22 protein-coding genes are annotated in these 22,513 nt (G+C 60.3%); 11 read left to right on the forward strand and 11 right to left on the reverse strand.

Features of this window, described 5'->3' with window-relative positions:
• From ACPYOJ_RS15965 to ACPYOJ_RS15985, 5 genes are all read right to left on the reverse strand, one after another.
• Entirely contained in the window at positions 1–879 is an 879-nt protein-coding gene (locus ACPYOJ_RS15965; protein ID WP_481417133.1) for an aldo/keto reductase family oxidoreductase, read from the reverse strand.
• Positions 880–1,012: 133 nt separating this feature from the next.
• Positions 1,013–2,536 carry an exopolyphosphatase gene (ppx, locus tag ACPYOJ_RS15970; RefSeq protein WP_481417134.1) on the reverse strand — a complete coding sequence of 508 codons (1,524 nt, stop codon included), beginning with the start codon at positions 2,534–2,536 and terminating at the stop codon, positions 1,013–1,015.
• A 12-nt stretch (positions 2,537–2,548) separates the two neighbouring features.
• A complete protein-coding gene (locus ACPYOJ_RS15975) occupies positions 2,549–4,753 on the reverse strand; it encodes an RNA degradosome polyphosphate kinase (RefSeq protein ID WP_481417135.1) in 2,205 nt (734 codons plus the stop codon).
• A gap of 65 nt (positions 4,754–4,818) precedes the next feature.
• Positions 4,819–5,517, reverse strand: coding sequence for a DnaA regulatory inactivator HdaA (gene hdaA / locus ACPYOJ_RS15980; RefSeq protein ID WP_481417136.1), 699 nt, complete (start codon positions 5,515–5,517; stop codon positions 4,819–4,821).
• A complete protein-coding gene (locus tag ACPYOJ_RS15985) occupies positions 5,514–6,635 on the reverse strand; it encodes an AI-2E family transporter (RefSeq protein WP_481417137.1) in 1,122 nt (373 codons plus the stop codon). The genes hdaA and ACPYOJ_RS15985 overlap by 4 nt, the downstream gene beginning before the upstream one ends.
• A 241-nt stretch (positions 6,636–6,876) precedes the next feature.
• Between ACPYOJ_RS15985 and purM the strand changes: the two genes are divergently transcribed.
• Together purM and purN are read left to right on the forward strand one after the other, a co-directional pair.
• A complete protein-coding gene (purM, locus tag ACPYOJ_RS15990; protein ID WP_481417138.1) occupies positions 6,877–7,950 on the forward strand; it encodes a phosphoribosylformylglycinamidine cyclo-ligase in 1,074 nt (357 codons plus the stop codon).
• Positions 7,947–8,609, forward strand: coding sequence for a phosphoribosylglycinamide formyltransferase (gene purN, locus ACPYOJ_RS15995; protein WP_481417139.1), 663 nt, complete (start codon positions 7,947–7,949; stop codon positions 8,607–8,609). The genes purM and purN overlap by 4 nt, the downstream gene beginning before the upstream one ends.
• A gap of 5 nt (positions 8,610–8,614) precedes the next feature.
• Here purN and ACPYOJ_RS16000 read toward each other — a convergent pair whose 3' ends face one another.
• From ACPYOJ_RS16000 to ACPYOJ_RS16015, 4 genes are all read right to left on the reverse strand, one after another.
• Positions 8,615–9,778 carry an alpha-D-ribose 1-methylphosphonate 5-triphosphate diphosphatase gene (locus ACPYOJ_RS16000; protein WP_481417140.1) on the reverse strand — a complete coding sequence of 388 codons (1,164 nt, stop codon included), beginning with the start codon at positions 9,776–9,778 and terminating at the stop codon, positions 8,615–8,617.
• A gap of 93 nt (positions 9,779–9,871) precedes the next feature.
• Entirely contained in the window at positions 9,872–10,501 is a 630-nt protein-coding gene (locus ACPYOJ_RS16005; protein WP_481417141.1) for a hypothetical protein, read from the reverse strand.
• A gap of 208 nt (positions 10,502–10,709) precedes the next feature.
• Positions 10,710–11,303 carry an NUDIX domain-containing protein gene (locus ACPYOJ_RS16010; RefSeq protein WP_481417142.1) on the reverse strand — a complete coding sequence of 198 codons (594 nt, stop codon included), beginning with the start codon at positions 11,301–11,303 and terminating at the stop codon, positions 10,710–10,712.
• Complete coding sequence (locus ACPYOJ_RS16015; RefSeq protein WP_481417143.1) at positions 11,300–13,489, reverse strand: molybdopterin-containing oxidoreductase family protein; 2,190 nt, start codon at positions 13,487–13,489, stop codon at positions 11,300–11,302. Before ACPYOJ_RS16015 ends, ACPYOJ_RS16010 begins: the two co-directional genes overlap by 4 nt.
• Positions 13,490–13,505: 16 nt before the next feature.
• On the opposite strand from ACPYOJ_RS16015, the gene ACPYOJ_RS16020 reads away from it, so the two are divergent.
• Positions 13,506–14,375: a 23S rRNA (adenine(2030)-N(6))-methyltransferase RlmJ gene (locus tag ACPYOJ_RS16020; RefSeq protein WP_481417144.1), complete on the forward strand. Its 870-nt coding sequence runs from the start codon at positions 13,506–13,508 to the stop codon at positions 14,373–14,375.
• Between the two features lie 58 nt (positions 14,376–14,433).
• Positions 14,434–15,030, forward strand: coding sequence for a glutathione S-transferase (locus ACPYOJ_RS16025; protein WP_168829099.1), 597 nt, complete (start codon positions 14,434–14,436; stop codon positions 15,028–15,030).
• Between the two features lie 52 nt (positions 15,031–15,082).
• Here ACPYOJ_RS16025 and ACPYOJ_RS16030 read toward each other — a convergent pair whose 3' ends face one another.
• On the reverse strand, positions 15,083–15,718 hold the full coding sequence (locus ACPYOJ_RS16030; RefSeq protein WP_168829098.1) for an outer membrane protein: 636 nt from the start codon (positions 15,716–15,718) through the stop codon (positions 15,083–15,085).
• 368 nt (positions 15,719–16,086) lie between these two features.
• Here ACPYOJ_RS16030 and ACPYOJ_RS16035 point away from each other — a divergent pair, with 368 nt between their 5' ends.
• The 5 genes from ACPYOJ_RS16035 to ACPYOJ_RS16055 all read left to right on the forward strand — a co-directional run bounded on the left by ACPYOJ_RS16035 (position 16,087) and on the right by ACPYOJ_RS16055 (position 20,473).
• Positions 16,087–16,854 carry an SDR family oxidoreductase gene (locus ACPYOJ_RS16035; protein WP_481417145.1) on the forward strand — a complete coding sequence of 256 codons (768 nt, stop codon included), beginning with the start codon at positions 16,087–16,089 and terminating at the stop codon, positions 16,852–16,854.
• The gene (uvrC, locus tag ACPYOJ_RS16040) at positions 16,851–18,890 is read left to right on the forward strand and encodes an excinuclease ABC subunit UvrC (protein WP_481417146.1); all 2,040 of its coding nucleotides are present in this window, start codon (positions 16,851–16,853) and stop codon (positions 18,888–18,890) included. Before ACPYOJ_RS16035 ends, uvrC begins: the two co-directional genes overlap by 4 nt.
• A 110-nt stretch (positions 18,891–19,000) precedes the next feature.
• Positions 19,001–19,588 (forward strand): CDP-diacylglycerol--glycerol-3-phosphate 3-phosphatidyltransferase, encoded by a 588-nt coding sequence (pgsA, locus tag ACPYOJ_RS16045; protein WP_168829095.1) that lies wholly within the window; start codon positions 19,001–19,003, stop codon positions 19,586–19,588.
• A complete protein-coding gene (gene moaD / locus ACPYOJ_RS16050; RefSeq protein ID WP_481417147.1) occupies positions 19,588–19,842 on the forward strand; it encodes a molybdopterin converting factor subunit 1 in 255 nt (84 codons plus the stop codon). The genes pgsA and moaD overlap by 1 nt, the downstream gene beginning before the upstream one ends.
• A 169-nt stretch (positions 19,843–20,011) precedes the next feature.
• Positions 20,012–20,473 (forward strand): molybdenum cofactor biosynthesis protein MoaE, encoded by a 462-nt coding sequence (locus tag ACPYOJ_RS16055; RefSeq protein WP_481417148.1) that lies wholly within the window; start codon positions 20,012–20,014, stop codon positions 20,471–20,473.
• 4 nt (positions 20,474–20,477) lie between these two features.
• Here ACPYOJ_RS16055 and ACPYOJ_RS16060 read toward each other — a convergent pair whose 3' ends face one another.
• Positions 20,478–21,374, reverse strand: coding sequence for a branched-chain amino acid ABC transporter permease (locus ACPYOJ_RS16060; RefSeq protein WP_481417149.1), 897 nt, complete (start codon positions 21,372–21,374; stop codon positions 20,478–20,480).
• A gap of 67 nt (positions 21,375–21,441) precedes the next feature.
• On the opposite strand from ACPYOJ_RS16060, the gene ACPYOJ_RS16065 reads away from it, so the two are divergent.
• Both ACPYOJ_RS16065 and ACPYOJ_RS16070 read left to right on the forward strand, forming a co-directional pair.
• Complete coding sequence (locus ACPYOJ_RS16065) at positions 21,442–21,987, forward strand: CGNR zinc finger domain-containing protein (protein ID WP_481417150.1); 546 nt, start codon at positions 21,442–21,444, stop codon at positions 21,985–21,987.
• A complete protein-coding gene (locus ACPYOJ_RS16070) occupies positions 21,984–22,496 on the forward strand; it encodes a hypothetical protein (RefSeq protein ID WP_481417151.1) in 513 nt (170 codons plus the stop codon). The genes ACPYOJ_RS16065 and ACPYOJ_RS16070 overlap by 4 nt, the downstream gene beginning before the upstream one ends.
• Positions 22,497–22,513: the final 17 nt, after the last annotated feature.

The raw sequence follows: 22,513 nt of genomic DNA on the forward strand, positions 1-22,513 counted from the left end.
TCAGGCAGCCTTCGCCGAGGCAATGCCGTCGAGCTTCCTCACGGCGTCGGCCGGCAGAGTGATGTCGGCGACCGCAAGATTTTCCCTCAGATGCCCGCGCGACGAGGTGCCCGGGATCAGCAGGATGTTCGACGCGCGTTGCAGCAGCCACGCAAGAGCAACCTGCATTGGCGTTGCACCGAGTTCGGCTGCGACATCCGAAAGCGTGGAAGACTGTAGCGGCGAGAAGCCGCCGAGCGGGAAGAATGGTACATAAGCCGTCCCCTCCCCGGCAAGCTGCTGGATCAGCGCATCGTCTTCGCGATGGGCAAGGTTGTACTGGTTCTGAACGCAGACGATCGCCGTGATCTTTCGTCCGTCGGCGATCTGTTTGGCGGTGACGTTCGACAGGCCAATGTGTTTGACAAGCCCCTGACGCTGAAGATCGGCGAGAACGGTCAGCGGCTCCTCAAGAGAACCTTCCGCCGGTCCGTGGACGTCGAACATCGCGCGCAGATTGACCACCTCGATGATGTCGAGGCCGAGGTTCTTGAGGTTGTCATGGATCGCCTGGGTCAGCGCCTCTTTCGAAAAGGCGGGGTTCCAGGAGGCGTCCGCCCCGCGCGTTGCCCCTACCTTGGTGACGATCACCAGATCGTCCTTATAGGGATGTAAGGCTTCCTTGATGATCTGGTTGGTGATGTGGGGCCCGTAGAAATCGCTGGTGTCGATGTGATTGACGCCGCTTTCGACCGCTTCGCGCAACACCGCGACCGCCTCGGCGCGATCCTTTGGCGGGCCGAAGACGGCCTTGCCGGCAAGCTGCATTGCACCGTACCCGAGCCGTTTTACGGCGCGGTCGCCAAGAGTGAATGCACCCGACTTTTCGAGATTGGACATGATCTATCTCCGTTTCAAGACGACGCAAAATAGGCCACGGCGGCATCTTCGATAACTGGAGACAATCCGCACGGGCTGTCCGGATTTCCGGACAATGACTTCCGGCAAAGAAGCACGCCAGATCGCGACGCCCTTACTCGAAGCAGAAAGCCAGCCGCTTGTTCGTGAGCCTCGAGAGCTGCTGCATGCGACCGTCGAGGCGCTCTCCGGCGAAGTCTTGGTATTCCGACGGCACGACGAGTTCGAGGTCGATTTCCGGATCGAACGATTTGCGGAATGTCAGGTTCTTCACCACGCCCGGCATCGATGCCGAGAAGAGATAGACGACACGCAGGATGCCACCGAGAAGCTTGGCGCGCTCGGCGAATTGCGGACCGGCAATCCTGGCAAGCGGCGCAGTGGATCCGTCATCGTTGAGCCCCTCGAAACGATGGTAATTGGCCAACGCGATAAAGGCTCGGCCGGGATGACTGATGCCGACGAAAGAGGAGTGAGCGATGAGGTTCAACGCCTGCAGGCCACGGTAATCCGGATGCGCGCGCCAGCTGATGTCGGCGAGGAGGCAAGCTGCCTGGCGGTAGCGCGCTTCTTCGTCGGTTTCCGTGATGCCGAAATACGGCATTGCATAGCCGGTCCACTCCGCAAGCTCCCGCGCATGCTCGGGCGAGCGGGCCCGGAGGATCGCCAGCTCGGAGGCAGCCGAAAGCAGCGGATCGGCGCGGCGCTCGCCTTCCGAGAGCAACGAATAGAGATAGCCTTCGCGCACGCCCTGCGCGGAGAAGGAAATGATGGCGGGCTTCATCGCACCCAGCACTTCCTTCATGGCTACGGCACCGAAGGGGAGAAGCGTGCGGCGGTGCTTCGAAACCGCCTGGAATGCCGGGTCCTTGGAATCCCTTGCCACTTCGACCTGCTCGAGGAATGTCATCATCGCCTCGAGAGAGACCTCGTAACCCTGCATCATATGCAGTGGGTACTGCGTCATTTCCATGTGAAGCTTGGCGATGTTACGCCATGTCCCGCCAACGGCGTAAAACGTTCGGCCGGCGCCGTTTTCCAGAATTTTCGCAGCGCTTCGAACATGCTTGCGGGCAAAAGTATGGGCTTTGGCGAGAGAGCCGCCAGCATATTCCGAGAGGCGCAAGCCCCCGAGCGGCAAGGTAATCCCTTCGCCGATCTTGCGCTCATTGATGTCGATGAGCTCCAGCGAGCCGCCGCCGAGATCGCCGGCAATACCGTCCGGATGGTAGAAGCCGCTGACGACACCGAGCGCGGAGAACTTGGCCTCCTCCCCTCCGGACAAGACCCGGATCTTGCGTTGGAGGATCGTTTCGGCCTTGTGAATGAAATCGGGGCCGTTGGAGGCTTCGCGCGCGGCGGCCGTTGCAAGCACGTACATGGTCGAGGCGCGCGCCTGCGCAGACAGAGCCTTGAAGCGGTGGAGAGCGGCCAGCGCGCGGGCGACGCTTCCTTCATCCATCTTGCCGGTCAATGCGATGCCTTTCCCAAGGCCGCAAAGCACCTTTTCGTTGAAAAGGATCGTCGGCGACCGGGCAAGGCCTTCGTAAACGACCAAGCGGACCGAGTTCGACCCGATATCGATGACGGAGACCGGGGCTATTCCTGGAAGGCGCCCCTGGGCTTCTGATTCAACCATGCAGGTCCAGTTTTATCTCTTGGTCCAGCCGGAAAGCAGACTGGCAATCAGCTTTGGAGCGCTGGATTTCAAGGCTTCACCGCGGCCGGACAGGCTGGGGTTGGTCATGAAATACTGCTGCGCGTTGAACGGCTCTTCGCCCTTGCGCACTTCCATGCGCCGAGACGTGCCGTCGGGCAATATCTCGTAGCTCTGCTGATTGTCAATGATGTTGCCGAGCATGATCTGGGACAAAACCTGCTCGTGGACAGTCGGATTGGTGAGCGGAACAAGCGTTTCGACGCGGCGGTCGAGGTTTCTCGGCATCATGTCGGCGGAGCCGATATAAACGAGCGCCTTGTCCGACGGCAGCCCGTGCCCATTGCCGAAGCAGAAGATGCGGCTGTGCTCCAGGAAGCGGCCGACGATCGACTTGACGCGAATATTGTCCGACAGGCCCGGTACTTGCGGCCGCAGGCAACAGATGCCGCGAACGACAAGATCGATCTCCACACCGGCACGGCTTGCCGTATAGAGCGCGTCGATGATTTCCGGGTCGACGAGCGCGTTCATCTTCATCCAGATGGCGGCAGGAGCTCCGTTCTTGGCATGCGCGATCTCCTCGTCGATGTGACGAAGAATGCGGTCGCGCAGCGTGTAGGGCGAAACCGCGAGCTTCATGCTTTCTTCCGGCTCGCCGTAGCCGGTGATGAAGTTGAAGATGTTCGCCATATCGTGGGCGATCACCGGATTGCAGGTGAAGAAGGAAAGGTCGGTGTAGATCTTCGCGGTGATCGGATGATAGTTGCCGGTGCCGAGGTGGCAATAGCTGCGGAGCCTGCCCTCCTCGCGGCGGACGACCAGCGACATCTTTGCATGTGTCTTGAGTTCGATGAAGCCGAAGACGACCTGCACGCCGGCACGCTCGAGGTCGCGCGCCCAGCGGATGTTCGCCTCTTCGTCGAAACGGGCCTTGAGCTCGACAAGGGCAGTCACCGACTTGCCGGATTCGGCGGCGTCGATCAGCGCGCGGACGATCGGGCTGTCATTGGACGTGCGGTAAAGCGTCTGCTTTATCGCCAGAACGTCAGGATCGCGCGCAGCCTGGAGAAGAAACTGGACCACCACGTCGAAAGACTCGTAGGGGTGGTGAACCACCATGTCCTTCTCGCGGATTGCGGCGAAGCAGTCTCCGGCATGCTCGCGGACGCGCTCGGGAAATCGCGCATTGTAGGGTGGAAATCGAAGATCGTCGCGCGGCGCCTTGGTGATTTCCGAAAGCGTGTTGAGCGCGAGCAGGCCAGGCAGAACGGCAACGCGATTGTCCGGCACGTTCATCGCCTGCACCACGAAATGGCGCAGCGACGCGGGCATTTCGGAATCCGTTTCGATGCGGATCACCTTGCCGCGGCGCCGGCGCTTGAGTGCGGTTTCGAAGAAGCGCACGAGGTCTTCGGCCTCTTCCTCCACTTCGATATCGCTGTCGCGGATGATGCGGAACGTACCCGAGCCCTGCACCTCGTAGCCGGGGTAGAGGCGGTGGATGAAGATGTTCGCCACGTCTTCCAGCGTGATGTAGCGGATCGTCCCTCCGTCATCCGGCAGGCGCACGAAACGGTCCAAGGCTGGCGGCAGGCGCAGCAGCGCCGTCATCGGCTCACGGCCATGCTTGCTGGTAAGCTGCAGACCGATCGAGAAGCCGAGATTGGGAATGAAGGGGAACGGGTGGGCCGGGTCGATCGAGAGCGGCGTCAGGACCGGAAAGATCGCCTGTTCGAACTCTGCCGCCAGCCACTGCCGGTCGGCGTCGCTGAGAGCGCCGGGGCGTACGAACAGAATGTCTTCCTTCGCGAGATACTGCTGCAGAACGGCGAGCGAAGCCTGCTGCTCCATTTGCAGATTGTCGATCTCCCGCAAAATGGCATCGAGCTGTTCGGCAGGCGTCTTGCCGTCCGGCGTACGGATGGCGATGTTCTGGCGGACCTGGCCCTCGAGGCCCGCGACGCGCACCATGAAGAACTCGTCGAGGTTGGCGGCCGAAATCGACAGGAAGCGGACGCGTTCGAGCAGCGGATGCTCGGTGTTCAGGGTTTCCTCAAGAACACGGCGGTTGAACTGCAGCCAGGAGAATTCGCGGTTGATGAAGCGTTCAGGACTGCTCAGCAGCTCTTCCAGCGAAGGGACGACGGCCGGTGTTGGAGGAAGGGATTCCTGATGCTCTGCAACTGCACTGTCCATATGTCGATCCGCCCCGTTTATTCGTCCCTGCGAATTATATCAGTTTCACGACGGAACTGTGACAGTCAATCAAGCGAGCCGGAATTTCCCAATTCATTCAATACCTCGGCTGCCATCGCTCGAGTGATCTTGGTGCCTCGAGACCAGGCCAACCGGTCGAGCCGTTCGACAATCGTCTGAGCCGCATTCAGCGACCGTTCCATCCGGTTGACGATATAGAGCACGAGTTTGTCATCTATATTAAGCTGGCGGTCGGCGAAGAGCTTGACGATGACCTGCGACAGCAATTCCTCGTCGGGCTCGCCGATTTCGACGGTCGTCGCCGCCTTGAGCCTTGAGCGCAGGTCGGGAAGCTGAACGGGCCAGGACATCGGCCAGAGACGGCTGGTCATCAACAGGCTGTTGCCGTTTTCGCGCACGCTGTTGATGACGTGAAAAAGCTCGGTGTCGTCGAAGCCGAGACGGTCGACATCCTCGAAAAGAACCGGACCGTTGGCAGCGGCAAGCGCGGCACCGGATCCGGATGTCGGGTGAATGCGTTCGGCCCCGCTGCGCTCCTCCCAGATCGTCGCCAAATGCGTCTTTCCGGAACCGACCGGTCCGGCGAGAATGACAACCGGGGATGGCCATTGCGGCCAGGCGTCGACGATGGTCACGGCAGCGCTCAGCCGGTCGGAGATCAGGAGATCGTCCCGGCTGCTTGCGGCATCATGAGAAAAGACCAGCGGGAGTTGCTCCCCCGCCCTGCGCTTCACGTCGCTCATTTTGAATCGGCTTTTGTCTTCCGGGCCGCAGCAGGTTGCGACTGGCCCGCATAAAGATCGCTCTGAAGGTAGCGCGCGAGCGCAAAACGGACAAGCACGCCGACAACGGCGGCTGCCGGGACGGCAACCAGCAGGCCGACGAAGCCGAAGAGCGCACCGAACGCAAAAAGGGCGAACATCAGCCAGACCGGGTGAAGGCCGACGCTATGGCCGACGAGCTTCGGCTGCAGGATATTGCCCTCCAGGAACTGACCGCTGAAGAAGACTGCGAGCACCGCACCGATCCACAGGTAATCCGGCCAGAACTGCACGATGGCAACACCGACGGCAAGAACCAGACCGACCAGCGAGCCGACATAGGGAATGAAGCTGATCATGCCGGCAAAGAGACCTATGAGCAGGCCAAAGTTCAAGCCGACGAGCGACAGCCCGGCCGCGTAGTAAATCCCGAGGATCAGGCAGAGAGAGCCTTGCCCGCGAACGAAACCGGCAATCGCCTGATCGATTTCGCGGGCAATCTGGCGGACGTCGTTGAGATAATCGCGGGGGATACACTGATCGACCTTGGCGACCATGCGGTCCCAATCGAGCAGCATATAGAAGGCGACCACCGGCGTTACGACCAGCAGCGAGATGACATCGACGATCGCCTTGCCGGAATTCCAGATCTGCGCAAAGAGGCCAGTGAGGAAGCCCATGCCTTCCGTAAGGACTGCGGAGAAATTGTCCTTGATCGTACCGAGCTGGTTCTTGACCCAGACCGGCATCACGGAATCCTGCGCATCGGCGATGAAAGCCTGCAACTGGCTGATATAGCCGGGAACGCGCTGCGCGAAATCATTGAACTGGTTGATCAACACCGGAATGAGGATCATCAGCGCCAGCGCGAAGACGATGACGAAGGCGACCAGTATGACGATCGTCGCCATCAAGCGGCTCATGCCCAGGCGCTGCAAACGGTCGGCGACGGGATCGAGGAAATAGGCGATGGCCATGCCGGCAATGAAAGGCAGCAGGATGGAGCTGAAGATGTAGAGGAAGATGACGAAGAAGACGAAGACGCCCAGCCAGAAAAAGATCTGACGCTTCAGACTAGCTCCGCTGACCTGATTTGGCATCGTTTTCCCCGTTCGTCCGCCCCTGGCGCGATCGCTTCGCACCGGTCCTTGAAGCACATAGGATGCAGGCTGGAACATGGTCAACCCTGCTGCGAAAAATCCCGCCTTCCCCTATGGAAAGAGCAGGAAATTAGGGCTTTTCTCTATGCGGCGCCTTGCATAAAGCGCACTCTCATGCAATTGCGACCGGCATGTGAAGATCGGTTAAGAAACCGCCCGAAGACAGCCATCGGAGATTAGCATGAGCCAGTCTGGAAAAAACGGCCTGACCTATAGCGACGCAGGTGTCGATATCGACGCCGGCAATCTTCTGGTGGAGAAGATCAAGCCTGCCGTGCGCTCGACGCGCCGCCCTGGCGCCGATGGCGAAATCGGCGGCTTCGGCGGTCTGTTCGACCTCAAGGCCGCCGGCTTCACCGATCCGGTTCTTGTCGCCGCAAATGACGGCGTCGGCACCAAGCTGAAGATCGCGATCGACGCCGATTATCATGAGACCGTCGGCATCGACCTGGTGGCGATGTGCGTCAACGATCTCGTCGTACAGGGCGCAGAGCCGCTTTTCTTCCTCGACTATTTCGCGACCAGCAAGCTCGATCCGGACCAGGGCGCAGCGATCGTCGGCGGCATTGCCGCCGGCTGCCGCGAGGCGGGCTGTGCGCTGATCGGCGGCGAAACAGCGGAAATGCCGGGCATGTACTCCTCCGGCGATTACGATCTTGCAGGCTTTGCCGTCGGTGCCGCCGAGCGGGGCCAGCTTCTGCCTTCCGGCGACATTGCCGAAAGTGACATCATCCTCGGTCTCGCCTCCTCCGGCGTTCACTCGAACGGCTTCTCGCTGGTGCGCAAGATCGTCGAGCTTTCCGGCTTGAGCTGGGACGCGCCTGCGCCTTTTGCCGAAGGCAAAGCGCTGGGCGAAGCTCTGCTGACGCCGACCCGCATCTATGTGAAGCCGCTCCTTAAGGCCAGCCGCGAAACCAAAGCCATCAAGGCGCTGGCGCACATCACCGGTGGCGGTTTTCCCGAGAACATTCCGCGCGTGCTGCCGAAACATCTCGCTGCCGAGATCGATCTTGCCGCCGTCAAGGTCCCTCCGGTCTTCTCGTGGCTCGCCAAGACGGGCGGCGTCGAAGCCAAGGAAATGCTGCGGACCTTCAACTGCGGCGTCGGCATGATCGCCGTCGTCTCGCCCGAAGACGTCGCAGCGGTGACCGCCGTTCTGGAAGCCGAAGGCGAAAAGGTTGTCACCCTCGGCCGCATGATCGCCCGGGCGGAAGGCGCTGCCGGTACGGTTTACAAGGGCACGCTTGCCATATGACCATGCCGCGCAAACGCGTCGTCGTCTTCATTTCCGGCGGCGGCTCCAACATGATGGCGCTCGTCGAGGCGGCGAAAACCGAAGACTTTCCGGCGGCGATCGTCGGGGTGATTTCCGACAACGCAAATGCCGGCGGGCTCACCAAAGCCGCCGCTGAAGGCATTCCGGCTTTCGCCTTCATCCGCAAGGACTATGCAAGCAAGGAAGCGCACGAGGCGGCGATCTTCGAAGCGCTGGACAGGCTCTCGCCTGATATCCTGTGCCTTGCCGGTTATATGCGGCTTCTGAGCGCGACATTCATCCGGCGTTATGAAGGCCGGATGATCAATATCCATCCTTCCCTCCTGCCACTCTTTCCCGGGCTGCACACCCATCAGCGCGCCATCGACGCCGGCATGCGGATCTCGGGCTGCACCGTGCATTTCGTGACCGAGGGCATGGATGAAGGTCCGGTGATCGGCCAAGCGGCCGTGCCGGTCTTCTCCGGTGATACGGCCGATGCGCTCGCTGCCCGCGTGCTCACGGTGGAGCACCAGCTTTATCCCCGGGCGCTGCGGCTTTTTGCCGAGGGCAAGGTGCGGATGGAAGGCGGCAAGGCTGTCGGCGCGGATGCGGCCACGCCGGGTAGTTGCAATCACATCATTTCCCTGATCGCCTGATCGCTTCAGGCGGCAAGTGCCTGAAGCTGATGCAAGGTGCCGTCGCTATAGACGAAGCGCCCGCCGCGGAAGGTCGCGCGGATGCGATGCACATTGCCCGGCTCGACCACGACCAGATCGGCGCGCTGGCCGATGGCGATCTCGCCGCGATCCGTCAGACCTGCCGAGCGGGCGGCATTCCGTGTCGCCATCGCAACTGCGACCGGTATTGCGGTATATTCCGCGATCTTGAAGATGCCGGGGACGAAGGCTGCCGGGTGATAATCGGCCGCGATCACCGTCAAAAGGCCGGACTTGGCGGCATCGAGCGCGCTCAGATTGCCGGACATCGACTGGCCACGAAGCGCATTCGGCGCGCCCATGAGCGTCCAGAGCCCGCGGCGCCGGGCCTCCTCGGCCGCCGGCAGCGTGACCGGGAACTCGCTGATGGTGACGCCGAGATCATGCATCTCCGCGACCTTTTCGACGCTGTCATCGTCATGCGACGTAAGCGACAGCTTCTGCTTCAGCGACAGCGCGACGATTTCCTTCAGCTTTGCCTCGATCTCGGGATTGTTACGCAAGGCGATGCGCTTGGCGACCATTTCCGCCGCGATCTCCTCGGAGATCGCACGGCGCTCGGCGATGCTCAATATGTAGCTCTGGATGTTGTTGTACTGCCCCTGCCCCGGCGTATGGTCCGTCAGCGAAACCATATCGATCTGGCGGGCTTCGAGGAGTTTTTCGAGGGCGGGCGCGGCCCCCACATTGGTGATTTCGTAGCGAGCATGGACGCGGTGGTCGACCAGCAGATTGTGCTTGAGGCGATTGATCCCTTCGATGACGGCGTTCGTCGTCTCCAGTGAGCGGACGTGGCCGTAGACACTTTCGGTCGCGAAGGAAATCGCTGCATAAGCCGTTGTCACGCCTGCCGCCGCGAGCTTCTTGTCCAACTCGTGAATACCGAAGTCGATGGGCATGATGGCGTTCGGCCGCGGTGCGATCTCACGCTCGATCATGTCGCCATGTAGATCCACGAAACCGGGCATCAGCAACCGGCCCCCGCCATCGATTGCGGCGTTGGCGACTGGCTCGTTCCGTATCTCGGCAATCGCGCCGTCCTCAATGCGCACCGAACCCTGGCTCACAACTTCTTCGGGAAGAACGAGCGTGAAATTGCTGAGCCACATGACTTTTCTCCTGACGGCATGCGATTATCGGCCAAGCAGCAGCGCATAGGCTTGCTTCGTGACAAACGGATGAAGCTAATCCAGATAGAATCCTTACGTTGACGGTTCGATCGGATCAAACCGAGGAATGCGAAAAAAACGAGAGAAAGCTTTCTCGTAGTAGCCACAAACCTGCATCATCGCTCCTAGATCGTAGCTCGGATTGAACGAGGCGTGGCGGCCACTTGGGTGCCAACGACCGGCGTTCGCGAAAATCGCTCGTTCTCCTTCCCGCCACATGCCCATATAAGTTGCAACAAGACCAAGACTCTCATCGGGGCAATTTGCCAGAAGGCGACCAAAGGCTCGGTTCATCAATGACATCGGCATGGTATCCACAAGATGCTTCTCCGGCGCCCCAACTCTTCCAGATGAGTCTAATATCCGAAACGCCAGCATCTCTTCCCAAGCCTCAGGCGGGCTCTCATCAGAGATAATCAGATGAATAACCGCTACATAGGGAAATCCTAATTGAAGAAGGTGAAGTGCCTGAGTGTATCCGAAATCATTGGGTGATTTTCCCTGCCGCTGATAAGTGGCTCGGATTACTTTAAGCTCAACAGCGACAATTTTGTCGGCAACTAGGTAAGTTCCTTCGTAGGGAACTATGAGTAGATCGATATCGCCTGGATTATTCTTTCCTGGAAAAATCGTGGAAGTCGGTGCGCATTGATGAACGAGCACGCCGCTATCCTGAGGCATTCTCCAGAAATATTCGGATTGGATCGCCTGATAAACCTCGCCAAATAGGCGACGATCACACATCATCAGGCCAGCGAGAGCAACTTCATCCTTCTTTCGCGCAAGCCTAACGTCGATGAAGAACGCTGGCTCTCCACTACGAATAAGGCGGGGCAGCGTTTCTACCTTTATTAGCGTCGTCGCCAGCCCCTTACAAAAGACTTGCCCTGTTCATCGCCGCCCATTGCAGCAGGATGATCGTTTTCATGTCGCAGATCTCGCCGGTTTCGATCATGGCAATCGCCGTGTCCAGCGGGATCTCCAGCACTTCGATATCCTCGTGCTCGTGGTCCAGACCGCCGCCATGGGAAACGCGATCGGCGGTATCGATTTGTGCGGCGAAGAAATGCACGACTTCGGTGTTCGAACCAGGCGAGCTGTAGGCCTTGAACAGAAAATCGACGTCCCGGATGCGGAAACCCGTTTCTTCCACGGCTTCGCGGCGCATCGCCGCTTCCGGCTCCTCGCCGTCCAGGAGCCCGGCCGGTGTCTCGATTATGAAGGCTGGTTCGCCGTGAAGGTGGGGCGCCAGGCGAAACTGTTTGACGAGAACGACGGTCGAGCGCTTCGGATCATAGAGCAGGATCGTGGCGGCAGGCGTGCGGTGATAGACTTCGCGGTGGACGCGATGGGTCTCGCCTTCGGAATCCGTGTAGTCCAGCTCATAGGTGCTGAGGCGTGTCCAGCCTTCCGAGAGCGTCATTTCCGCGGCGATCTCCGCCTTTGCCTTGGCGAACTTCGTCATGCGGCGCCTCTGCGCAGCCAGACCTTATTGTCGTGGACCGCCGCGCCGCCATAGGGCGCCACGGGGTCTGCGCCGGTCAGTACGTTGATGCCTTCGCCATCGACATGGGCCTTGTTCGGCCACAGGCCTTCGGCAATCAGCACGCCGGGCTTGACCTCTGTGGTAACGCGGGCATGCAGGCGCACTTCACCGCGCTGGTTTCCGACCTGGACGAGATTGCCGTGTGCAATGCCGTTCGCCTCGGCATCTTTCGGGTTTATCATCAGTTCAGGACGCCCCTCCTTCTGCCGCGAGGTCTTCGTCTCGGCAAAGCTCGAATTCAGGAAGTTGCGCGCCGGCGAGGTTGCCAACCGGAAGGGGTGTTCGGCATCGGCCACCTCAATGACGTCCACCTGGTCCGGAAAGGCCGGCAGCTCGGAATGCGGACCGAGCAGGCCTACCGATTTCGGCGGGCGGTTGGGAGCCGGCTGGTTCATCCAGTCCGGCCGGAAGCGGAACTTGCCGTCCGGATGCGCAAAACCATTGAGGTAATGGGCCTCTTCGAAGGCAGGCTGGCGGTCGAACCACTTGTGCTCGAGGAAGTGGTCGTAACCCGGCAGGCCGCTCGTCTCTAGAATACGGTCGACCATTTCCCGCGCGGTAAAGCCGAAGCCGGGCCGATCCGCGACGCCGAGGCGCTTGGCCAGTTCCTCGATGACGAAAAGGTTGGTGCGCACGGTCGGCGGCGGTTCGACCAGCTTCGGCCCGAGCAGGATATGGTTCTGCCCGCCGGCACGGTAGATGTCGTCATGTTCGACGAACATCGTGGCGGGAATGACGATGTCGGCCATCTCGGCCGTCTCGGTCATGAACTGCTCGTGCACGGCAACGAAGAGATCGTTGCGAGCGAAGCCCCGCTTCACCAGCCGCTGCTCGGGCGCGATATTTACCGGATTGGTGTTCTGGATCAGCATCGCGGTGACCGGCCCGCGATGGCGCAACGCCACGGGATCGCCGGTCAGCACGTGGCCGATCTGCGACTGGTCGAGCATGCGGATGTCGGGATCCTTCATCGACTTGCCGGTCAGTTCCGCATTGTTCATGCGGAAGATACCGCTGTTCGAGTGAAAAGCGCCGCCGCCCTCGTATTGCCACGAGCCGAGCACGGTGGCGATCGAAGCCGCGGCGTGCATGGCAACCGCGCCGTTGCGCTGGCGCGTGAAACCGTAGCCGAGGCGGAAATAGGTCTTCTTCGTCGTGCCCACCAGTCTTGCGAAAGACTCGATCTCATCGACCGAAAGGCCGGTGATCGCGGCAGCCCATTCCGGCGTCTTCGCCTTGAGGTGTTCTTCGAGGCCTGCCGGATCGTCGGCATATTTCGCCATGTAGGCCCGGTCGGCATAGCCGTCGCGGAAGGCGACGTGCATGACGGCGCAGGCGAGCGCGGCATCGGTGCCGGGCCTGACTGTCAGCGCCATGTCGGCCTGCTTCATCGTTGGATTGTCGTAGATGTCGATGACGACGATCTTGGCGCCTCGCTCCTTGCGGGACTTGATCGCATGCGTCATCACGTTGACCTGAGTGGACACGGCATTCGTGCCCCAGATGACGACGCAATCGGTGCGGCCCATTTCGCGCGGATCGGGGCCGCGGAGCGCGCCCGTCGCCATGGTGAAGCCGGTCCAGGCCGGGTTGGTGCAGATGGAATCGAAGAAACCGGAATAGCCCTTGGCATGGCGCAGGCGATCGATGCTGTCACGCTGCACCAAGCCCATCGTGCCCGCATAGTAGTAAGGCCAGATAGCCTCGCTGCCGTCCTTCGCTTCCGCCTTCACGAAGGCCTCGGCGATCTCGTCCAGAGCCTCATCCCAGGAAACCTGCTGCCAGCGCCCCTCGCCTTTCACGCCGATACGGCGCAGAGGATGCATCAGCCGGTCCGGATGATAGAGACGCTCGGCATAGCGCGCGACCTTGGCGCAGATGACGCCCGACGTATAGCTGTGATCGTTCGCGCCGCGCACCCGGCCGATACGGCCGTCTTCCGTGATGTCCACCTCCAGCGCGCAGGTGGAGGGACAGTCGTGCGGACAGACGCTGTGGCCGATCCTTGATTTGGCGTGAGTGGGGGTCGCAATGTTCATGTGATTTCTATATGCCAAGCGGCAACCGGCCAAAAGCCGGAAAAAACGCCGATCAGGCGAATTCATACAGGCATCAACGACCATGAATTACCGCCACATCTATCATGCGGGCAACTTTGCCGATGTGCTGAAACACGCCGTTCTGGCGCGCCTTATCCGCTATCTGCAGAAAAAAGATGCGGCTTTCCGTGTGCTCGATACGCATGCAGGCATCGGGCTCTACGATCTCTCCTCCGAAGAGGCGCAGAAAACCGGTGAATGGCGCGACGGCATCGGCAAGATCATGGAAGCTGAACTTGCGCCTCAGGTCGCCGGTTTGCTGGAGCCGTATCTTACGGTAATCCGCGAACTCAATCCGGATGGCGAAATCCGCTTCTATCCCGGTTCGCCGAAGCTTTCGCGCATGCTCTTCCGCCCGCAGGATCGGCTTTCGGCCATGGAACTGCATCCGGAAGACTACGCCCGCCTTCACCGGCTGTTCGAAGGCGATCACCACGCCCGCGTCACCGAACTTGACGGCTGGCTGGCGCTCGGCGCGCATCTGCCGCCGAAGGAAAAGCGCGGCCTCGTCCTCGTCGACCCGCCCTTCGAGGAAGATGGCGAATATGCCCGGCTGGTCGAAGGCCTTGTGAAGGCCTATCGCCGCTTTCCCGGCGGCACCTATTGCCTGTGGTACCCGCTGAAGAAGGCCGCGCCCATCAAAGAGTTTCACGAATCGCTGCAGGCGACTGACATTCCGAAGATGCTGTGCGCCGAACTCAGCGTGCGCAGCGACCGCGGGATTACCGGCCTCACCGGGTCCGGCCTCATCATCGTCAATCCGCCGTTCACGCTGAAGGACGAATTGCACGCGCTGCTGCCGGCGCTCAAGGACCATCTAGCGCAGGATCGCTTCGCTTCCCAACGCGCCTTCTGGCTGCGCGGCGAAGCGAAGACGACAAAGGCTGATTGACCGCTTGCCGCGCGTGCGAAATAGTCCGCGCCGCAACCGCATTCCTTAAGGTGAAAACATGAAACTTCTTTGCTCCCCAGCGTCGCCTTTTTCCAGCAAGGTGCGTATGGCCGCGCGCTATCTGGAATTGGACGTCACCGAGATCAGGGTGGATACCAATGCCGGACCGGCAATTCTCGTCGACAACAACCCGCTCGGCAAAATCCCCACGCTTCTGACCGACGACGGGCTCTCGGTCTTCGACAGCGTGGCGATCATGCATTATTTCGACCGGCTCAAGAAGGGGAAGCTCTATCCTTCCAACAACGGCAAGCGAACCCAGGCCGAGATACTGGAGTCACTCTGCGACGGGATCTGCGACAGCCTGTTGGCGATCGTCTACGAGCGGCGCTTCCGCGACGAAGAGAAAGTGCACCAGCCCTGGATCGATCGCCAGTGGAAAAAGGTCGTCAGCGGTTTGCACCACATCAGCGCGCACCCGCCGAAAATCGGCAAGAAGCCGAACGGCGGCCACTTCGCCCTTGCCGCAACGATCGGCTATCTGGGCCTGCGCTTCAAAGGGCAATGGGAAGCCGAGCACCCCGAGCTAATCGACTGGGCAAGCAAGTTCGAAAAGAAATTCCCTGCCTACGGGGAAATCAAGCCGCAGGGCTAAAACACAAAAGCCGGGCACGAGACCCGGCTTTTTCAAAGTGTCTTCGGCGGACTTAGAACTTGACGCCGATACCTACCTTGACGCTGTGTTCGTCATAGCCGCGCGAAACGCTCGTCGGACCGAGATCGAAGTCCTTGTCCTGGTAATCGCTGAAGCGATATTCGACGCGCGCGGTGATGTTGTTCGTCACCATTGCTTCGGCACCTGCGCCGACCGTGTAGCCGTAGGCCGTCTTGCTGTCGGAATCCCCAAAGCCGCTAACCTTGTTGTTCGCCGCAGCGACACCAGCCGTTGCATAGAGCAGGAACGGATTGAGGTCGTAGCCGACGCGGCCGCGAACGGAGCCGTTGAAACGATTCTTGTTGGTGACGCCGCCCGAGGTGCTGTCGAGACCCGAATAACCCAGATCAGCTTCGACACCATAGACGATCTGGCCGCTCTGCCAGTTGTAACCGGTGTAAAGCTGGCCGCCGAGCGCGTAACCGTCACTGTTGTGCGCGAAGTGGCCGACATTGTAGGTGCCCGCGCCGCCGAGATAGAAGCCTTCCCAATTGCCGGCGGGCGTGACCGGCTCATTCTGAGCAACCGGAGCTTCCGGGATCTGTTCGACCGCGTCTGCAGCATTGGCGGCGGAAACGCCGGCGATCACGAAGACGGACGCCATCAGGCTAGCAACAAATGTACGCATACTTAATTCTCCTTTCGCTCCCGCGCTCTTCGTGAACTGTCCTACATCGAAGCATTCGCGAGAAATTACTAGATGTCCCTCTCGGATCAGCCTCGAAGGTGGAGCTCAATTGCGGATTTGAAAGAGCCAAACTGTGAAATGATTGTGGCGGACACGTGGCTGAAATTCGATGTTGCTATGTCGCAACAGACTATTTATTAACCATAATCGGGCGGCTCACTAATGAATACTTATATTAGCAACTTCTTTTCTTAAATAATACATAGAATAAGCTGAAGAAACAAAGGCGGCAATCATGCCTATTTATATAATTTGTCTCGGCGACTATATAGAGCGCACTGAGATTTGCAGGACCAAAAGGCACGCTTTTGAAAGAGAAAAGACTTAAGGCGGCACTCGTAACAGGGGCGGCCAGAAGAATAGGCCGGGCGATTGTCGAGGATTTGGCGGAAAGCGGTTTTGCGCTTGCGATTCATGCCAATGGCTCCATCGGCGAGGCCGAGGCAGTTGCGGCAGAATTGCGGCAGAAGGGCCATCGGGCGATTTCGATCCGCGCCGATTTGTGCGACGTGGATGGCACCGCGCAGTTGATTAAGCGGGTGAACGCTGAGCTCGGGCCGCTCGATTTGCTGGTCAACAACGCCTCCGTCTTCCACGACGATTCGGCGCGCAGTTTCGACGCGGCAATCTGGGAAGAGCACTTCGCGCTGCATGTTCGCGCCCCCTCGATTCTCTCGGCCGAGTTTGCAGCCCAACTCCCCGAAGAGACCGACGGACTGATCGTCAATATCATCGACCAGCGCGTCTGGGCCCTGCGGCCCAGCTTCTATTCCTACACGCTATCGAAATCGGCCTTGTGGACGGCGACGCAGACCTTGGCGCAGGCGCTCGCGCCGCGCATCCGCGTCAACGCCGTTGGTCCCGGTCCCTCGATACCGAGCGAGCGGCAGTCGCAAGAAGACTTCCAAGCGCAGGTTTCAGCGCTTATCCTGAAGCGAGGGCCGAAGCTCGAGGAATTCGGCAGAACGATTCGCTTCCTCTACGATACGCCCTCGATCACCGGTCAGATGATTGCCCTCGACGGCGGCCAGCACCTTGCCTGGCAGACGCCTGATGTGGCGGAGATTACGGAATGAACGGACGGAAGCTGCCCGACGGCGGTATTCTTTATGACGAAACGGAAGACAGCGAAGACGATATCGAGGTAGAGAGCGATGCTTCCGCCTCGCCGCTTCCGACTGCGATCGACTGGAACGAAGGCGGCGGCAACGAGAGCGGACTGCGCGGCGCGGAGCTGATCGGCGAGTTCGTCAAGCGGCTGCCGAACAGCCCCGGCGTCTACCGCATGTTCAATGCCGACGGCGATGTGCTTTATGTCGGCAAAGCCCGCAGCCTCAAGAAGCGCGTCGGCAATTATGCGATGGGCCGTGTCCATTCCAATCGGCTGGCGCAGATGGTGCGGCTGACGGCGCATATGGAATTCGTGACGACGCGCACGGAGACGGAAGCGCTGCTTCTGGAAGCGAATCTTATCAAGCGTTTGCGGCCGCGCTTTAACGTCTTGCTGCGCGACGACAAGTCCTTTCCTTATATTCTCATTACCGGCGATCATCGCGCCCCGGCGATCTTCAAGCATCGCGGCGCCCGCGCCCGCAAGGGCGACTATTTCGGTCCCTTCGCCTCTGCCGGCGCAGTGGGCCGCACGATCAACTCGCTGCAGCGCGCCTTTCTCATCCGCACCTGCACGGACAGCGTCTTCGAGACGCGCACGCGCCCCTGCCTGCTTTACCAGATCAAGCGTTGTTCAGGCCCCTGCACCCATGAGGTCAGCGACGAGGGATATGCGGAGCTGGTACAGGAGGCGAAAGACTTCCTTTCCGGCAAGAGCCAGAAGGTGAAGGCGCAAATGGCAAAGGCCATGAACGCCGCTGCCGAGGACCTCGATTTCGAGCGTGCCGCGATCTATCGCGACCGCCTTGCGGCACTCTCGCATGTCCAGAGCCATCAAGGCATCAATCCGGCGGGCGTCGAGGAGGCGGACGTCTTCGCCATCCATCACGAAGGCGGGGTTTCCTGCATCCAGGTCTTCTTCTTCCGCACCGGGCAGAACTGGGGCAACCGTGCCTATTTCCCGAAGGCCGATCCGCAGCTTTCAAGCGCGGAGGTTCTCAGTGCCTTCCTTGCTCAGTTTTATGACGACAAGCCGGTGCCGAAGCAGATCATGCTCTCGGAAACGGTCGAGGAAATGGAATTGCTGGCGGCAGCGCTTGGCGAAAAGGCGGGGCATAAAGTCTCGATCCTTGTGCCCCGGCGAGGCGAAAAACGCGATCTAGTCGATCACGTTGTTGCCAACGCCCGCGAGGCGCATGGCCGCAAACTGGCGGAGACCGCTTCGCAATCCCGGCTGCTCGGAGGCTTCAAGGCCACCTTCAACCTTGCCTATGTGCCGCAGCGGATCGAGATCTACGACAACTCGCACATCATGGGCACGAATGCAGTTGGCGGCATGGTCGTCGCAGGGCCGGAAGGCTTCGTGAAGAGCCAGTATCGCAAGTTCAACATCAAATCGACCGACATCACGCCGGGAGACGATTTCGGCATGATGCGCGAGGTGATGACGCGGCGCTTCTCACGGCTGATCAAGGAAGAAGGCATTCCCGACCGGACGCAAGCCGTCTCAGGCACGGAGGCTGCGGACATGCCCTTCCCGGCCTGGCCGGACGTCATCCTCATCGACGGCGGGCAAGGGCAAATGACGGCGGTGCGCGCAATCCTCGATGAGCTCGGCATCACCGATAGCGTGACGGCCATCGGCGTCGCCAAGGGCGTCGACCGCGAGGCGGGGCGTGAGCGGTTCTTTCCGCCGGGAGGCGAAAGCTTCACGCTGCCACCGCGCGATCCCGTGCTTTATTTCATCCAGCGCATGCGAGACGAGGCTCACCGCTTTGCAATCGGCTCGCATCGCGCGCGTCGCAAGAAGGAAATGATCAAGAACCCGCTCGACGAGATCGGTGGCATCGGACCGTCGCGCAAGCGGGCGCTGCTTCAGCACTTCGGTACCGCGAAGGCCGTCTCGCGCGCAGCACTTTCCGATCTCATGGCGGTCGACGGCATTTCCGAAACGGTCGCAAAGCAGGTCTATAACCATTTTCATGATGATGCCGCGAAATAGGCGGCTGCGGTCGCAAATTCCACGCAAATGCGGCGGAAAAGCAGAAAGAATGTTGACGATCTGCCCTCCGCACCCTCATCTACGGGCGTATAAATTCAGAGAACGGTTTCATGGCTTCGCGCGCATATAGCATCCCCAATTTGCTCACCTATGGCCGCATTCTCGCGGTGCCGTTGATCGTCCTGTGCTTCTTTATCGAGGGGCGACTCGCGATCAGCAACACGGCACGATGGGTTGCGCTTTGGATCTTCATCATCGCCTCCCTTACTGATTTCCTGGACGGCTATCTGGCGCGCATCTGGAACCAGACCTCGAATATCGGCCGCATGCTGGACCCGATCGCAGACAAGCTTCTGGTCGCCTCCATCCTGCTGTTGGTCGCGGCGGATCAGACGATCGCCGGCTGGTCGATCTGGGCGGCAATCACCATCCTCTGCCGCGAAATCCTCGTTTCGGGGCTGCGCGAATATCTCGCCGCCCTCAAGGTCAGCGTTCCCGTTACGCGGATCGCCAAATGGAAGACGACGGTACAGTTGGTGGCGATCGCGTTTCTGCTCGCAGGGCCTGCGGGCGACGAGATATTCCCCTTTACCACCCAGACCGGCATTGGCCTTCTGTGGATCGCCGCCCTACTGACGATCTATACCGGCTATGACTATTTCCGCGCCGGTCTCAAGCATATCGTGGATAATGAATGATGACGCGTATCGTCTATTTCGCCTGGGTGCGGGAACGGATCGGCAAGAGCGAGGAAGATATCGCGCTTCCGTCTTCCATCATCACCGTTGCCGATCTTCTCAATCATTTGAAGACGCTGGGCGAAGAATATGAGACGGCGCTTCAGCATGAGAATGTCATTCGCGTTGCGCTCGATCAGGAACATGTCGACCATGACGAACCGATTGGTGACGCCCGGGAGATCGGCATATTTCCGCCGATGACGGGGGGGTGATCGGCGCTCCCGCCCCCTCATCCGGCTGCCGCCACCTTCTCCCCGAGGGGAGAAGGGATATGCCGCGCCGTATCTATTCCACCTTCTCCCCTCGGGGAGAAGGTGCCCGGAGGGCGGATGAGGGGGCCGCGAACGGCACCGCCATTCTCCGGCCACAGAGGCGGCTGCCATGACCATCACGCCCACCATCCGCGTCCAACGCGAAGACTTCGATCTGCAGACGGAGATCGACCGGCTCACCAAGGGCAGGTCCGGCATCGGCGCGGTCGTGACCTTTTCCGGCCTTTGCCGCGACGAAGGCGGCAAACTCGCCGCACTCGAACTCGAGCATTATCCGGGCATGGCCGAGGCGGAGATGAGCCGTATCGCCAGCTTGGCGGTCGACCGTTTCAACCTGCTTGGCCTCACCGCGATCCACCGCTTCGGAAAAATCGCGCCCGGAGAGAATATCGTGCTGGTGATTGCTGCCGCGCCCCACAGGCAGGCGGCATTCGACGGCGCCAACTTCGTCATGGACTACCTGAAGACCTCCGCGCCCTTCTGGAAAAAAGAGCATGGCACGGACGGCGCGGCAGGCGGCTGGGTCGCCGCCAAGGATGCGGACGATACCGCGCGCGACAAGTGGAAATGACTAATTAGGGAATCGCGCGCTCCCGTCTGCTCAGCACCAGCAGGAAGACGAGCAGCGAGAAGATGACGAAATCCCGCCAGAGATAGGGGCCGTAAGCCGTCCACAGGGTTTCGGCAAGACCGATGCCCGCCGCGCCGCCTGCGGATTTCAGGGGATCCGAATAGCCGCCGGCTGCGGCGATCAGCAGGATCTTGAGGCCGAACAGCAGGCCGGCGCCGAAATTCATCGAACCGTAGTAGAAGGTCGTCAGGATGCCGCAGCATGTCGCGAAGAAGACGGCGGCGACATAGGCAACCAGAAAGACGCGGCTTGCGCTGATGCCGCAGAGTTCGGCGGCCAGAGGATCGTCCGTCACCGCACGCCAGATGCGCCCCCAGGCGCTACGCCTGAGGACAAGAGTGCCGATGGCGATCAAAGAGCACATCAAGCCCGTGTTGATGAGCTGGATATAGGTCAGCGTCACCTTGAACGCCGCGTCACTCCAGAAAACCACGGTGCCGTTGAGAAACGGCGACAGCCAGAGTTCGCGCGTGTCCGACGCCAGGCGCGCGGTCTCCATGAGCAGGATCGTCACGCCAAGAGCCGCGACGATAACCGCATTCGGCGAGCGGCCCACCAGCGGCCGCATCACCGAGCGGCCGATCCACAGGCCAGCAGCCAGCGAATAGACGAACGACATGAGGGCGCCGATCGCAAGCGACGCGGGCAGGACGAGCCAGAGGCGGTTATAGGCGAAATCGGTAAAGAGTAGCAGGATCTGTCCCGCAAAGGCAAAGACCGCACCATAGGTAATGTCGGCGCGCTTGGTAACGCCAAAGGCAAGCGCATAGCCGAAAGCAAGCGCGGCATAAAGCGCTGCCAACGGCACCGCGTTTGCCAATTGCTGCAGGAGATAGCCCATCAACGAACTCCGGATCGCTTGCAAAATAATAACTAGCAAAAATCGTTTTACCAGTTATATTTTCTCCATGAGCTTTACCTGGACTGCACATCGTTTTTCCGGCGGCGCACTAGCGCTGGACGTGGCCAACAGCGTCATTCTGCGGCATGATGAAGGGCGCAGCATCGACCGCTTTGCAACGGATGAACAACTGGAGCGTTTTCCGGAAGCGGCTGCAGAATTCTGCGCCGAGCGCGACCTCTTCGGCGAGGTGCTGCCGGTAGCGCCGGAGAACAGGCCCGGTTTCATTGCCCTGCGCGAAGCGACGGACCGCTATTTCCGGCAGCGCGTCGTGAACGGCAACGACGATGGCCTTCTTGCAGAGCTGCTTGAGAAACTTGCCGAGACGCTGCGAAATGCACGGCCGAACGGGCTCGATGCCGCCACTGCGCATTCGGTCCTTCGGCTGATAGCGATGCCCGATCCGGAGCGCATGAAGATTTGCCGCAATTGCGGCTGGCTGTTCATCGATCGCAGCAAGAACAAAAGCCGCGCCTGGTGCGACATGACCGTCTGCGGCAACCGCGCCAAGGCGAACAGGTATTACCGCAAAAAGAAGGAGGACGCCCCATGAAGGCGAAAGCGAAGACGATCGCGGCTCTGATGGCGGGCATGGCGCTGCTCGCCGCCTGCACGCGCGAAGTGGAAAAGATGGTCGAGGTGAGCGGTCGTATCTTCGTATTCAACTATCGCGTCGCAAGCGCCACCTATCTTGTCACATTGCGCAAGACCTCGCCGATCCCCGAGGGCGCCGTGGCGGTTGCCGAATTCGAGAACCCGGCGGGCGGCGATCCAATCGTGATCAGGGAGAAGATCTTTCCGGCATGGGACAAGATCACGCTCCAGAGCCCGAATATCCACTGCGTCCGCAAGGACCGCCCCTATTCCGTGCAAATCCGGTTGGTGGATGCAGAGGGCCAGACGCTGCAGGAATTGAAGACGCAACTGGTTTCGGATGTCGATCAATCGATCCTGCCAAGCAAGCCGCTGGTCGTAGGGCCGCTCTATACGCAGAACCCGGATGTCTTCAAGCCGGATGGAACAGCCGACTTCAGCAATACGGACAAGTGCCCTGCGGCATAACGAAAAAGCCGGAGCGA

The organism is Rhizobium sp. SVR5-9E, assembly GCF_056755095.1.